13 protein-coding genes are annotated in these 13,528 nt (G+C 72.8%); 9 read left to right on the forward strand and 4 right to left on the reverse strand.

The features are described from left to right. Positions 1–15 precede the first annotated feature (15 nt). From pcaH to pcaDC, 4 genes are read left to right on the forward strand one after another with little or no spacing between them, the layout of a single operon-like run. Positions 16–801 (forward strand): protocatechuate 3,4-dioxygenase subunit beta, encoded by a 786-nt coding sequence (gene pcaH / locus KM427_RS02160; RefSeq protein WP_215526098.1) that lies wholly within the window; start codon positions 16–18, stop codon positions 799–801. Then, positions 798–1,313 (forward strand): protocatechuate 3,4-dioxygenase subunit alpha, encoded by a 516-nt coding sequence (gene pcaG, locus KM427_RS02165; protein ID WP_215526099.1) that lies wholly within the window; start codon positions 798–800, stop codon positions 1,311–1,313. Before pcaH ends, pcaG begins: the two co-directional genes overlap by 4 nt. A gap of 4 nt (positions 1,314–1,317) precedes the next feature. Beyond that, positions 1,318–2,415: a lyase family protein gene (locus tag KM427_RS02170; RefSeq protein ID WP_215526100.1), complete on the forward strand. Its 1,098-nt coding sequence runs from the start codon at positions 1,318–1,320 to the stop codon at positions 2,413–2,415. Continuing rightward, complete coding sequence (pcaDC, locus tag KM427_RS02175; RefSeq protein WP_215526101.1) at positions 2,412–3,608, forward strand: bifunctional 3-oxoadipate enol-lactonase/4-carboxymuconolactone decarboxylase PcaDC; 1,197 nt, start codon at positions 2,412–2,414, stop codon at positions 3,606–3,608. Before KM427_RS02170 ends, pcaDC begins: the two co-directional genes overlap by 4 nt. A gap of 299 nt (positions 3,609–3,907) precedes the next feature. Here pcaDC and KM427_RS02180 read toward each other — a convergent pair whose 3' ends face one another. Beyond that, on the reverse strand, positions 3,908–4,789 hold the full coding sequence (locus KM427_RS02180; RefSeq protein ID WP_215526102.1) for a LysR family transcriptional regulator: 882 nt from the start codon (positions 4,787–4,789) through the stop codon (positions 3,908–3,910). A gap of 70 nt (positions 4,790–4,859) precedes the next feature. Between KM427_RS02180 and KM427_RS02185 the strand changes: the two genes are divergently transcribed. The 4 genes from KM427_RS02185 to KM427_RS02200 are packed head-to-tail and all read left to right on the forward strand — an operon-like array spanning position 4,860 to position 8,758. Then, positions 4,860–6,059 carry a thiolase family protein gene (locus tag KM427_RS02185; RefSeq protein ID WP_215526103.1) on the forward strand — a complete coding sequence of 400 codons (1,200 nt, stop codon included), beginning with the start codon at positions 4,860–4,862 and terminating at the stop codon, positions 6,057–6,059. Continuing rightward, positions 6,056–6,712 carry a 3-oxoacid CoA-transferase subunit A gene (locus KM427_RS02190; protein WP_215526104.1) on the forward strand — a complete coding sequence of 219 codons (657 nt, stop codon included), beginning with the start codon at positions 6,056–6,058 and terminating at the stop codon, positions 6,710–6,712. Before KM427_RS02185 ends, KM427_RS02190 begins: the two co-directional genes overlap by 4 nt. Then, positions 6,709–7,365 carry a 3-oxoacid CoA-transferase subunit B gene (locus KM427_RS02195; RefSeq protein WP_215526105.1) on the forward strand — a complete coding sequence of 219 codons (657 nt, stop codon included), beginning with the start codon at positions 6,709–6,711 and terminating at the stop codon, positions 7,363–7,365. Before KM427_RS02190 ends, KM427_RS02195 begins: the two co-directional genes overlap by 4 nt. 19 nt (positions 7,366–7,384) lie before the next feature. Further along, positions 7,385–8,758, forward strand: coding sequence for a hypothetical protein (locus tag KM427_RS02200; protein WP_215526106.1), 1,374 nt, complete (start codon positions 7,385–7,387; stop codon positions 8,756–8,758). On the opposite strand, the gene KM427_RS02205 is transcribed toward KM427_RS02200, so the two are convergent. Both KM427_RS02205 and KM427_RS02210 read right to left on the reverse strand, forming a co-directional pair. Continuing rightward, positions 8,680–9,378 carry a hypothetical protein gene (locus KM427_RS02205; RefSeq protein ID WP_215526107.1) on the reverse strand — a complete coding sequence of 233 codons (699 nt, stop codon included), beginning with the start codon at positions 9,376–9,378 and terminating at the stop codon, positions 8,680–8,682. The two genes, KM427_RS02200 and KM427_RS02205, sit on opposite strands and share 79 nt — an antisense overlap. A gap of 854 nt (positions 9,379–10,232) precedes the next feature. After that, a complete protein-coding gene (locus tag KM427_RS02210) occupies positions 10,233–10,496 on the reverse strand; it encodes a GlsB/YeaQ/YmgE family stress response membrane protein (RefSeq protein ID WP_215526108.1) in 264 nt (87 codons plus the stop codon). Between the two features lie 224 nt (positions 10,497–10,720). Here KM427_RS02210 and KM427_RS02215 point away from each other — a divergent pair, with 224 nt between their 5' ends. Further along, the gene (locus tag KM427_RS02215; protein ID WP_183592408.1) at positions 10,721–12,091 is read left to right on the forward strand and encodes an FAD-binding oxidoreductase; all 1,371 of its coding nucleotides are present in this window, start codon (positions 10,721–10,723) and stop codon (positions 12,089–12,091) included. A gap of 9 nt (positions 12,092–12,100) precedes the next feature. Here KM427_RS02215 and KM427_RS02220 read toward each other — a convergent pair whose 3' ends face one another. Continuing rightward, entirely contained in the window at positions 12,101–13,480 is a 1,380-nt protein-coding gene (locus KM427_RS02220) for an NAD(P)/FAD-dependent oxidoreductase (protein WP_215526109.1), read from the reverse strand. Positions 13,481–13,528 lie beyond the last annotated feature (48 nt).

Consider the following 13,528-nt stretch of genomic DNA (forward strand, 5'->3'; position numbering starts at 1 on the left):
CCCTACGGTCGCCGCGTGACCAGCTCCGACTCAGCGGCCGCCAGCCAGGCCGAGATCAGCGCCGAGATCGCGGCGATCTCGCGGGAGTACGACGCCCGCCCAGGATCCGGGGAGGGCGCGACCGAGACCGCGCCCCGACTCGACTACCCGCCGTACCGTTCCAGCATTCTGCGCCACCCGACGAAGGCGCCCCGGCAGGTGGACCCGGAGGGCGTCGAGCTGTGGGCGCCGGTCTTCGGCGAGCTCGACGTCGACCCGCTCGAGTCGGACCTGACCGTCCAGCACCGCGGCGAGCCGGTCGGCGAGCGGATGGTCGTTACCGGTCGGGTCACCGACGGCGAGGGCCGGCCGGTGCGCCGCCAGCTCGTCGAGATCTGGCAGGCGAACGCCGGGGGCCGCTACATCCACCAGCGCGACCAGCACCCCGCCGCGCTCGACCCGAACTTCACCGGCATGGGCCGCTGCCTCACCGACGACGACGGCCGCTACCGCTTCACCACGATCAAGCCCGGGCCCTACCCGTGGCGCAACCACCACAACGCGTGGCGGCCCGCGCACATCCACTTCTCGGTCTTCGGCCGCGAGTTCACCCAGCGGCTGGTCACCCAGATGTACTTCCCGGGCGACCCGCTCTTCGCGCTGGACCCGATCTACCAGTCGATCGTCGACCCGGCCGCGCGCGACCGCCTGGTCGCGACGTACGACCACGACGTGACGACCCACGAGTGGGCCACCGGCTACCGCTGGGACATCGTGCTCTCCGGCAGCCATCGCACGGTCTTCGAGGAGGACGAGCAGTGAGTCTCACCCCGACCCCCGGCCAGACCGTCGGGCCGTTCTTCCACTACGCGCTGCCGTACACCGGCGACGCGGAGCTCGTGCCGCCCGCGCGTGCGGACGCCATCCGGCTGCACGGCCGGGTCTACGACGGGGCCGGCGACCCGGTCCCGGACGCGCTCGTCGAGGTCTGGCAGACCGGCCCGGACGGCGCGGTGCCGCAGGTCGCCGGCTCGCTCCGTCGCGACGGGTACACGTTCACCGGCTTCGGCCGCGCCCAGACCGACCGCACGGGGTACTACCGGTTCTCGACGCTGCGACCGGGCGCCCTGTCGTCGGCTGGGGCGCCGTACTTCTCGCTGACGGTCTTCGCCCGCGGGCTGCTGGACCGGCTGTTCACGCGCGCCTACCTGCCGGGTGCCGCGCCGGCCGAGCTGGCCGCGCTCGAGGCGGTGCCGGACGACCGTGGGTTCGTGTTCGACATCCGGCTCCAAGGAGAGGACGAGACCGTCTTCCTGTCCCACGCGCGAGACTGACCTCATGGCGGATCTCTTCTGGCCCGGGGACGACCGGGCCGGCGACCACTTCACGTCGGAGTCGTTCCTGGGGGCGATGGTCGACGTCGAGGCGGACTGGCTCGGCAGGCCCCTGGAGGTGCCGGACCACCTGGAGTGGCTCGCCAACGAGGCGGAGCTCGGCGGCAACCCGGTGATCGCGCTCGTCGAGCTGCTGCGCGAGCAGGACCCCCGGGTCCACCGCGGTATGACCAGTCAGGACGTCGTCGACTCCGCGCTGATGCGGATGGCGGCCGCGGCGGTGGCGTCGCTGCGCCACGACCTGCGCTCCGTGGTGGACCGGCTGGCCGGCCTGGCCGAACGGCACCGGTCGACGCCGATGGTCGCGCGGACGCTGACCCAGCACGCGGTGCCGACGACCTTCGGCTTCCGTGTCGCCGCCTGGCTGACCGCCGTCCTCGACGCGGACGACGACGTCGCCCGTCTCGACTTCCCCGAGCAGCTCGGCGGGGCCGCGGGCACGCGGGCCGCGCTCACCGAGCTCGGCCGGCCGGCCCCGGGCGGCGTGCCGCGATGGCACACGACCCGCGCGCCGATCACCCGGATCGGCGACGCGCTCGCCGGCTGCACCGACGCCTGCGCGCGGATCGCCAACGACGTGCTGGTGATGTCGCGGCCCGAGATCGGCGAGCTCGCCGAGGGCTCCGGCGGCGGGTCGTCGACCATGCCGCACAAGGCGAACCCGACGCTCTCGGTGCTGGTGCGGCGCGCCGCGCTGACCACGCCGCAGCTCGCGGCGACCCTGCACCTGGCCGCGGCGCAGCAGGTCGACGATCGCGCCGACGGCGGCTGGCACGCGGAGTGGGCGACGCTGCGCGACCTGGTCCGGCGCGCGCTGGTCGCGGTCTCCCAGACCGACGACCTGGTCACCGGTCTGGTGGTGCGCCCCGACCGGATGGCCGCTACGCTCGCCGCGGCCGGCGCCGACGTGCTCGCCGAGCAGCGGTCGATGGCCGAGGCCGCGGGGCACCCGCCGGCCCCGTCGTACCTCGGCGACGCGATCGAGCACGTCGATGCGGTCGTCGTGCGAGCCCGTGAGTCCCTCTCGAAGGAGTCCCGTTGATCCCGAGCATTACCGTCGTCCGGCTCACCGGCGGGCGCGACCGCACCACCCTGCCGCTGCTGGTCCTCGGACCCTCGCTCGGCACCTCGGCGACCACGCTCTGGGCCGCGTGTGCCGCCGGCCTGACCGACGCCTTCGACGTGGTGGGTTGGGACCTGCCCGGGCACGGCCACAACCGGTCCGTGCCCGAAGAGCCCTTCACGATGGCCGAGCTCGCGGCGGGCGTGCTGCACGTGGTCGACGACGTGCTCACCGAGCGCGGTCAGCCGCGCGGGCCGTTCTTCTACGCCGGGGACTCCGTGGGGGGCGCGGTCGGGCTCCAGCTGCTGCTCGACGCGCCGGACCGGATCGTCGCCGCCGCGCTGCTGTGCACCGGCGCGCAGATCGGCACCCCCGAGTCGTGGGCCGAGCGGATGACGGCCGTGCGCGCCTCCGGCACGCCGGTCATGGTCAGCGGGTCGGCCGAGCGGTGGTTCGGCCCCGGCTTCCTGGAGCGCGAGCCCGAGCGCGGCGGCGCCCTGCTCCGGGCGCTCTCCGACGCGATCGACGAGGGCTACGTCCAGGTCTGCGGCGCGCTCGCCGGCTTCGACGTGCGCGCGCAGCTGGGCCGGATCACACCCCCCGTGCTCGCCGTCGCCGGCGCCGACGACGTCGCGACGCCGCCGGATCGCCTGCGTGAGATCGCCTCCGGTGTGGCGGACGGGTCGTTCGTCGAGCTGCCCGGCGTCGCCCACCTCGCGCCCGCCGAGCAGCCGGCGGAGGTGGCCCGGCTGCTGCGGGCGCACTTCCTGGGTGAGTCGAGCCCCGAGGCCGCGCCCGAGGCGTCGCCCGGCATGCGGGTGCGCCGCGAGGTGCTGGGCGACGCCCACGTCGATCGCGCGGTCGCCGGCACCACCGACTTCACCCGCGACTTCCAGGAGCTGATCACGGCGTACGCCTGGGGCGAGATCTGGACCCGCCCCGGCCTCGACCGTCGCTCCCGCTCGATGATCACCCTCACCGCCCTGATCGCCCGCGGCCACCACGAGGAGCTCGCGATGCACGTGCGCGCCGCCCTGCGCAACGGCCTGAGCGTCGACGAGCTCAAGGAGGTGCTGCTGCAGTCGGCGATCTACTGCGGGGTGCCCGATGCCAACACGGCGTTCCGGATCGCGTCAGAGGTGCTCCGGGAGGAGGGGCTGCTCGGTGGTTGAGGAGCCTCGAGGCCGCCAGGGCCCGCACGCAGGGGATCACGGTGGTTGAGGAAGGCGCGCTAGCGCCTGTCTCGAAACCACCACCCCGCGAGTGATCGATAGATGCCTGGGCTGGTGGGTTTCGAGACGGTTGCTAGCGCAACCTCCTCAACCACCGTCGTCGATCGTCGACAAGTGCGCGGTCACGGTGGTTGAGGTGGTGGTTTCGAGGCTCAGGCGCTAGCGCGCTTTCGCACCTCAACCACCGTGACGGTGGTTGAGGTGTGAGGGCCGCCAGGCCCGAGCCTCGGAACCACCCCTCAGACGCAGCCGCCCACGATCTCCGCGACCCGGCGTACGGCGGGGGAGTCGTCGCGGGCGCGGGTGGCCAGGGCCAGGTCGATCGTCGGAGCATCGGTGAGCGACACGTAGGAGACGCCGTCGAGGCCGAGGCTGCGCACCGGCTCGGGCACCAGCGCGACGCCGAGGCCGGCCGCGACGAAGACGACCAGCGTGGCGGTCTCGCTCACCTCGATCACCGGGTCCGGGGAGAAGCCGGCGGCCTCGCACGCCGCGCGCACTCGGTCGTGCATCGACGAGCGATGGCCCGACGGGTGCATCACGAACGACTCGTCCGCCAGCGCCGACAGCGGGATCCGGCGCCGCCCGGCGAGCCGGTGGCCCGCGGGCAGCACGGCGACGAATCGCTCCGACCGGAGCCGCCGGAGGGTCAGATCCCCGCTGTTGAGCGGGTCCGGCCGCACCAGGGCGACGTCGAAGGTGCGGTCCCGGAGGCCGTCGAGCAGCTGCGGCGAGAGCAGCTCGCCGCGCAGGTCGAGGTCGATGTCGGGCAGCGACGAGTGCACCTCGCGGGCCACCCGCGGCAACACGTCGTACGTCGCGGTGCCGATGAACCCGATCGACACCCGCCCGGCGGCGCCCGAGGCGAGCAGCGCCATGTCCGACGAGGCGCGCGCGACGTCGCCGAGCACGGTCCGGGCGTGGGCGGCGAACCGCGCTCCCGCCTCGGTCAGCTCCACCCGCCGGGTGGTCCGGGTCAGCAGCGAGACGCCGAGCTCGCGCTCGAGCTGCTTGATCTGTTGGGAGAGCGCGGGCTGGGCGATGTGCAGCCGGGCCGCTGCCCGGCCGAAGTGCCGCTCCTCGGCGAGCACGTCGAACGAGCGCAGGTGCCGCAGTTCCATGCCTGAAACTTATCAATCAAGCCTGATTCAGTATTGGAAGCGGACGTGACTTCCGGCCTACGGTGGCTGCATGACCGCCGCCTTCGTGTACGCCGCGCTCCGGACGCCGTTCGGCCGCTTCGGCGGAGCCCTGGCCGAGGTCCGGCCCGACGACCTCGCCGCCACCGCGATCCGCAGCGTGCTGGCGAAGACTCCGGAGCTCGACGCCGAGCGGATCGGCGACGTCGTCTGGGGCTGCGCCAACCAGGCCGGGGAGGACAACCGCAACGTCGGCCGGATGGCCGTGCTGCTGGCCGGGCTCCCGGTCGGGGTGCCCGCCACCACCGTCAACCGGCTCTGCGGCTCCTCGCTCGATGCGGCGATCATCGGCTCGCGCACGATCGAGTCCGGGGACGCCGACATCGTGCTCGTCGGTGGTGTGGAGTCGATGACGCGGGCGCCGTGGGTGCTGCCCAAGCCGTCGCGCGCGTTCCCGGCCGGCAACGTCACCGCGGTCTCGACGACCCTCGGCTGGCGCCTGGTCAACGAGAACATGCCGGCGGAGTGGACGGTCTCGCTGGGCGAGGCCAACGAGTTGCTCGGCGAGAGGTTCGCGATCGGCCGGGAGCGGCAGGACGAGTTCGCCGCCCGGTCGCACAACCTGGCCGACGAGGCGTGGCGCGCCGGCTTCTACGACGACCTCGTGGTGCCGGTGGGCGACCTCGCCCGCGACGAGGGCATCCGCCCCGGCTCGAGCGCGACCAAGCTGGCCGCCCTCAAGCCGTCGTTCCGCCCGGCGGCGAAGGGCGGCACCATCACCGCCGGCAACGCGTCCCCGCTCAACGACGGGGCGTCCGCCGTGCTGCTCGGCTCCGAGGCCGCGGCCGAGACGATCGGCGCGGCCCCGCTGGCGCGGATCGCCGGGCGCGGCGTGAGCGCGGTCGAGCCGCCGATGTTCGGCTACGCACCCGTCGAGGCCGCGGCGCGTGCGCTCGCCCGGGCCGGCATCACCTGGGCCGACGTGAGCGCGGTCGAGCTCAACGAGGCGTTCGCCGTGCAGTCGCTCGCGTGCGTGGACGCCTGGGCCAAGGATGGGCTGAGCGACCCCGAGATCGTGAACGCCAAGGGCGGCGCGATCGCCATCGGCCACCCGCTCGGTGCGTCCGGGGGCCGCATCCTCGGCACCCTGGCCGCGCGGCTGCGCGAGTCCGGCGACCGGTACGGCGTGGCCGCGATCTGCATCGGCGTGGGCCAGGCGCTCGCCGTCGTCCTGGAGAACGTCGACCGATGACCACCATCTGCGACTCGGCTGCCGCGGCGGTCGCCGGCATCGAGGACGGCGCGACCGTGCTGATCGGCGGCTTCGGCCTGGCCGGCATGCCGATCCGGCTCATCGACGCGCTGATCGACCAGGGCGCCACCGACCTGACGGTCGTCTCCAACAACGCCGGCAACGGCGACACCGGCCTGGCCGCGCTGCTGGCCAAGGGCCGGGTGCGCAAGATGATCTGCTCCTTCCCGCGGCAGTCGGACTCCCACGTCTTCGACGGGCTCTACCGGGAGGGTCGGATCGAGCTCGAGCTGGTGCCGCAGGGCAACCTGGCCGAGCGGATGCGCGCGGCGGGCGCCGGCATCGGCGCGTTCTTCTGCCCCACCGGCGTCGGCACGCCGCTCGCCGAGGGCAAGGAGACCCGGGAGATCGACGGACGGACCTACGTGCTCGAGTACCCCATCAAGGGCGACGTCGCGCTGATCGGCGGCCACCGGGCCGACCGGATGGGCAACGTCGTCTACCGCAAGACCGCCCGCAACTTCGGGCCGGTGATGGCCACCGCGGCGGCCACCACGATCGTGCAGGTGCGCGAGGTCGTCGAGGTCGGTGAGCTGGACCCGGAGACGGTCGTCACGCCGGGCATCTACGTGGACAGGGTGGTCGCGGTATGACGCTCTCCAAGGACCAGATGGCGGCCCGCGTCGCCCGGGACATCCCGCGCGGCGCCTACGTCAACCTCGGCATCGGCCAGCCCACGCTGGTGGCCGACCACCTCGACGCAGAGTCCGGCGTGGTGCTGCACACCGAGAACGGCATGCTCAACATGGGCCGCGCCGCGGTCGGCGACGAGGTCGACCAGGACCTCGTCAACGCCGGCAAGATCCCGGTCGTCGAGCCGCCGGGTGCGGCGTACTTCCACTCGGCGGACTCGTTCGCGATGATGCGCGGCAGCCACCTCGACGTCTGCGTGCTCGGCGCCTTCCAGGTCAGCGCCGCCGGCGACCTGGCCAACTGGCACACCGGGGCACCCGACGCGATCCCCGCGGTCGGCGGCGCGATGGACCTCGCGATCGGCGCGAAGAGCGTCTTCGTGATGATGACGCTCTTCGCCAAGGACGGCACCGCCAAGCTGGTGCCCGAGTGCACCTATCCGCTCACCGGGGTCGGCTGCGTCTCGCGTGTCTACACCGACCTCGCGGTCTTCGAGCTCGGCGGCGGCACCGACGGTCGGGACGTGGCCGTGGTCGAGACGTTCGGCACGTCGTACGACGAGCTCGCGCAGCGGCTCGCGGTGCCGCTGCGGCGGGCGCACGACCGCGGCTGACCCCTACTACCGTGGGTCCGTGGACCAACCCGACCTCCTCGTACGGCACGCCTCGGCCTGGGCCGAGCAGAAGAAGCGATCCCTGGACGCCGCGCTGCTCCAGCAGGTCGTCGACCTCAGGTTGCAGCACGATGACTATCCGCTCGGGACGTGGCCGTCCGGGAGCGCCGAGCGGTTGCTGCTCGTGACCTGGCCCGCCTACGGGAGCGAGCTTCCGGACGCCGAGGCGCTGCGCGACACGCTGGACACGTTCTGGGGGTTCCTGCGCGCGACCGGTCGGATGAGCACGGGGTCGGCGAGCCCGGCGGACCTGCGCAAGGAGGCCAAGCGGGCACTGCCGAAGATGGCGGCGGCGTACGACGATCCGGCACGGCACTCCCAGGGGCGCGTGCTCGCGGAGTTCGGCCGGAGCATCGGGATCGACCTCGATGGGGCCGCCGACGTCGAAGAGCTGAAGGAGCGACTCGCTTCGATCCAGAGCGCCTGGAACGCGCTCCCGCAGGAGGAGCGGGTGGCACGAATGCCGGACCCGGCGCCGAAGAGCCTGCGCGGTGAGCGGTTCACCTCGTCCATCAACGACGGTCGACCGTATCCGCCCTGGGAGTTCGACGACGACCTGGACGACGCCGATCTGGACGACGAGGAGCCGGGCATCGACCCGGGCGATGTCGGCGAGTCCGCGCGACTCGCGCGCGGGTCGGCGTTCGTGCAGCAGTGCCTGGCTCTCGTCGACTGGGTGGGCGCGGGCCGGCCGGCGACGGCACGTGGCCTGCTGCGTCCGCCCGTCGCCCGTGAGGCGTATCAGCACCTCGACCTCTGGCAGTGGGAGCGCGAGTACGACCGGCTGCAACGCTCCTTCCGCGGTGTGCAGGAGGAGCTCTCCGCCGAGGCCGACGCGGTCCTGGCCGACGCAGCGCTCCACTCCTGGCGCAGCGCCGGCGACTGCCTGCCGCTCGACCGACTCTGGTACGCGTGCGACGCCGCGGGCCTGGTCGAGCCGAGGTCATCGACCGTTCGGCGCGCGGGTGACGACCCGGTCGACGACGAGGGCTGGAGGGACCTCGCGCTGGTCCTGATCGTCGGGATGTGCCTGCGCCTGGGGTGGTACGCCGTCGAGCCGATGGTCGGGCTGCTGCTGATCGCAGCGGTGGCCGACGACGAGTGGGTACCGGTGGACGCCGTTCGCGCGTGGTGGGATTCCCGGTGTCCCCAGCAGCTGCGAGATCTCGCCGCGCTCGGCTGGCAGGAGCGACTGGACCTCCTGTGGTTCCACTTCGCCGACTGCAACCTGTGGCGGCTCGACGGCAGCAGCTATCAGCTCACCGACCTCGGCCGCGACTTCGCCATCGCGTTCCTCAACGTCGTCGACTCGGGCATGTTCGAGGAGGGCTGAGCCGGCTGGCGGTGGGCGGCCGCGATGCCGGTCACCAGCAGGTAGCGCAGCCGCCGGTCGGGGTCGCCGACGGCGGCCTTGGCGGTGCCCCGCACGGCGCTGAGCAGCACGGCGGGCGCCGAGTGCTTCTGGAAGTTCTTGGGCTTCAGCGGCGCGGCGCCGTCGATGAAGCCGCGCGCCCAGGTCGCGGCCAGCGGCACCTGATCGAGCGCGCGGGCGATCGCCTGGCGGTCGACGGTGGTCGGGCCGTCGTGGGCCGCGACCTCGTCGCAGCGGATCAGGCCGGCGGCCAGCGCGCGCTGTGACTCCTCGGCCACGTGGGGCAGCGCCTCGCAGGCGACCGCGGCGGTCACCGCCGCCTCCCAGTCGACGCCGTGGCCGTGCACGCCGACGACGTCGGGGATGAGAACGGCCAGCTCGCTGCGATGCTCGTCGGTGGTGTAGTCGTTGACCAGCCGGGCCAGCTGGGCGAGCAGCGGATGAGTGCACTTCGGCCGGTCACTCCACGGCTCGTTGGCGAGGACGGACGCCATCTCCATGAAGCAGGCGCCCCGGCGAGGGCTGCGGTGCTTGCCTCGCGACAGGACGGGCATGCCGTCCGGGATCCCGTGCGTCTTCATGCCTCCACGATCCGCCGATGTCGCCGTGGCCGCAAGGGGGTCGCGGGGCCGGCCTGGCGAATTCGGTCCGGGTGGTGGTTCGAGGCTCGGGCCTGGCGGCTCTCGCACCTCAACCACCGTGGGAGGCGTGTGGGTGGGTCTGTGGTGGTGTTGCTTCATCAAGGGATGAGGTCGGAGTTGCGGATCCCTGGGTGAGTTCGGCCGGGTGGGCGAGGGTTCGCCTTCATCCCTTGATGAAACTGCAGACCCGCGTCGCCGCAGGGGTCGGGACTGCCGGGTGGTGGGTTTCGAGGCTCGGGCCCGGCGGGCCTCGCACCTCAACCACCGCCTGCCACAGTGTCCCGACCGCAGGTCGGCGTCCTCCCGATAGGCGCCCAGATCGTCCGGAGACAGCGGGGTCAAGGGCGGCGAAGCCGCCGCAGGGAATCCTTGACCCCACTGGCGGAGGACGAATACTGGCGCCGCCGGGAGGACGACGACACTCCCCGCGATCTGGGGAAGTTGGTTTCGAGACAGGCGCTAGCGCGCCTTCCTCAACCACCGTGGTCCCGAGCACGGTGATTGAGGAGGTTGCGCTAGCAACCGTCTCGAAACCCACGCACCCAACGCGACCCAGCCCCGACCACAGCCCGACGTCCCGACGGGTGGTTTCGAGACAGGCGCCAGCGCGCCTTCCTCAACCACCGGGGCCCCTCGTCCGGACGTGGTGGTTTCGAGGCTCGGGCCTGGCGGCCCTCGCACCTCAACCACCGTGACGGCTCGGGCGTGGCGGCCCTCGCACCTCAACCACCGTGACGGCTCGGGCGTGGCGGCCCTCACGCCTCGACCACCGTGGGAGCCGGGGCGAGGTGCGGTCAGCGCAGGCTGGGCCGGTTCTTCCCGGCCACTGCCTCGGCGGTGCCGACGAGCAGCACGGCCGCGATCACCGAGAGCACGAAGCCGAGCACGTTGAGCTCCCAGATGCTGCCGGTGCCGAGGAGCCAGGCGATGGTGCCGCCGATCAGCGAGCCGACGACACCGAGTCCGAGGGTCGCGAGGAGGCCCAGGTCCTGCTTGCCCGACTTGAAGAGCCGCGCCAGCGCTCCGATGATCAGGCCGGCGACGAGGAAACCGATCATGGGTCCATTGTTGCTCGACGTCCCAACCGGCCTGGTCGAGTGGCGGCGAGGACTAGTACGCGTGGACGATGACGACTCCTGCGGTCCGGTCTAGCGTCGGTCCATATCTGCCGCGGCCCGCCGCGCCCAGCGACGCCTTGTCGACGCCCTTCCTGACGCCTTCCTGACGCCCTCCTGACGCCCGTGGCGCAGTGGCGGCGGGCCGAGCCACGAGGAGGCGTCAGATGAACGCAGAGCTGGACACGTTGCGCGAGCAGGTCCGGGGGACGGTGATCGGACCCGACGACGCCGACTACGACGAGGCGCGCGCCGTCCGGAACGGCATGATCGACCGACGTCCCGCCGTGGTGGTCAGATCGGCGAACGCCGGCGACGTGCTGACCGCCGTCCGGTTCGCGGGCGACCACGGACTGACGATCGCCGTGCGCGGCGGGGCGCACAGCGTGCCCGGCTTCGGTACGGCGGACGGCGCCGTGGTGATCGACCTGTCCGCGATGCGCGGCGTCCGGGTCGATCCGAAGGCGCGGACGGCCACCGTGGCGGGCGGCGCGACGTGGGGCGACCTGAACGCCGCGACGTACCCGTTCGGGCTGGCCACCACGGGCGGCATCATCTCGACCACCGGCGTCGGCGGCCTCACCCTCGGCGGCGGCATCGGGTACCTCGCGCGCGGTCTGGGGCTCAGCCTCGACAACCTCGTCGCGGCCGACGTGGTGACCGCGGACGGCACGTTCCACGTCACCAGCGAGGACGACGACGCCGACCTCTTCTGGGCGATCCGGGGTGGCGGCGGCAACTTCGGCGTGGTGACGTCGTTCGAGTTCCGGCTGAGTCCGGTCACCGACATCTACGGCGGACCGATGTTCTTCGAGCTGGACCGCGCGGGCGAGCTGTTCCGTCTCTACCGGGAGTTCATCGCCGACGCGCCCGAGGAGTTCGGCGGGTTCCCGGCCTACCAGATCGCGCCACCGCTGCCGTTCATCCCCGAGGAGCGGCACGGCACGACGCTCGCCCTGATGGTGACCTGCTGGTCCGGTGACCTCGACCGCGGGGAGCAGGTGCTCAAGCCGTTCCGCGACCTCGCGCCGGTGGTGGCGGAGATGGTCGGGCCGATGCCCTACCCCGCCCTGAACAGCGCCTTCGACGACCTCTACCCCGCGGGCCTGCGTCACTACTGGAAGGCCAGCTTCGTCAGGGAGCTGACCGACGAGGCGATCGACGCCCACGTCGAGCACGGGTCGAAGGTGCCGGAGATGACCTCGACGATGCACATCTACCCGATCAACGGGGCCTGCCACCGGGTGGCGTCCGACGCGACCGCGTTCGCCTACCGCGACGCCACCTTCGCCACCGTGATCGCGGGGATGTGGCCGGACGAGAAGGACGACCAGCGGAACACCGCCTGGGTGCGGGAGTACTACGACGCCATCGCGCCGCACTCCGAGGAGGGCGGCTACATCAACTTCATGGCCGAGGACGACCAGGACCGGATCCGGGCCAACTACCGAGGCAACTACGACCGGTTGGCGGAGCTCAAGAGGCGGTACGACCCGGGGAACCTCTTCCGGCACAACCAGAACATCCAGCCGGGCTGACGCGGCGCGTCACCCGGCGGCGGCCAGCTCGGCGAGCCGGGTGGCCGCGGGGCCCGCGTGCGCGCCGATCCGGGCGACGGCGTCGTCGAGCGCCGCGGAGCCGTCGTGGCCGGGCGGGATGCGCGCCGGGTTCAGGGCGACCCGGGCCGCCCACTCCCTGATGTCGGGCTCGGCGCCGAAGGACGCCGCGTTGCGCATCCCGAGCGCGTTCATCCGGGCCCACTCGGCGAGGCTGTCGCCGTACGGCGAGGGCGGGCAGAGCCGGTTCTTCTCGGCGTCGTCGGTCCGGGTCGCCTCGACGTACCCGGCCAGCGCGGCGCCGAAGCAGGGGAATCCCGCCCGGATCGGCTGCGGCGTGATCGCCTCCGGCCGCCAGATCGGGATCAGCGGCGGCCGCTTCAGGCCGTCGGCGGCGCAGTCGACGACCAGGGCGTCGCCCGGGATCGGGACCGAGCCCCGCTCGAGGTCGATCCGGTCGCGGCCGACCGTGGTGATGTGCCCGAGGCGGACGACGTGCTCGATGCTCCGCAGCAGGTCGAGCTCCCAGGTCGCGAGCGTCGGGGTCTTGGCCATCGTCGGGCTGGCGGAGCGGTCGATGCGCAGCATGATGTCGAGGTCCTCGAGCCGCAGGAAGAGCTCGGGGAGCGACGTGGCCACGGCGGACGCCTGCAGCAGGTCGGCCACCATGCCGAGGAAGACCTCGGGGTCGGGCTGGATCTTCGCGCGGTTCAGCATCCAGGGATCGCGCGGGCGGATCCAGCAGATCGCGTCGGGGTCCACGCCGTTCGCCAGCAGCCAGACGCAGGCGTCGGTGGCGGTCTTGCCGGAGCCGACGACGACGTAGCGGCCGGGGGGCTGCGCGACGTGCGGCAGGAAGTTGACCGGGACCACCCGCGCTCCGTCGCCGACCCCGAACCGCGGCGGCGACTCGGCCGGGATGTCCGGTGCGAGGTAGCGCGCGTCGACCAGCCGGCACCGGTCCGGCACCGTGTGCCGCCGGCCCGAGATCCGGGAGACGACGGTCCGGTCCCCGACGTACTCGCACCCTGCCAGTAGTTCCACCCGACCGGTCGCCGCCAGCCGGTCGGCCAGCAGGTCGGCGTAGTAGGAGCAGATCCGCGCCTGGTCGGCCCGGTCGTGCAGGCCGGCCTCCGGCCCGCGGGTCTGGAGCCGTCCGTCACCGAGCCGGGTCGACGCGACCCCGTAGAACGTCGACGCCTGGTGCAGGCGCACGAACGGATAGGCCGCGAGCCAGTGCCCTCCCGGGGCGTGTCGCCGGTCGACCAGCGCGACCGTGACGTCCGCGTGGTCGATGAGCGCGTCGGTGAAGGCCATCCCGGTGGCACCGGCGCCGATCACGAGGTAGTCCACGTCGAGGGTCCGCCCCATCACCGCAGACAAGCACGCCCGAGGGGCGGGGTCCATGGCCCGAATGCG

This window comes from Nocardioides sp. LMS-CY (genome assembly GCF_018732145.1).
Classification (GTDB): Bacteria; Actinomycetota; Actinomycetes; order Propionibacteriales; family Nocardioidaceae; genus Nocardioides; species Nocardioides soli.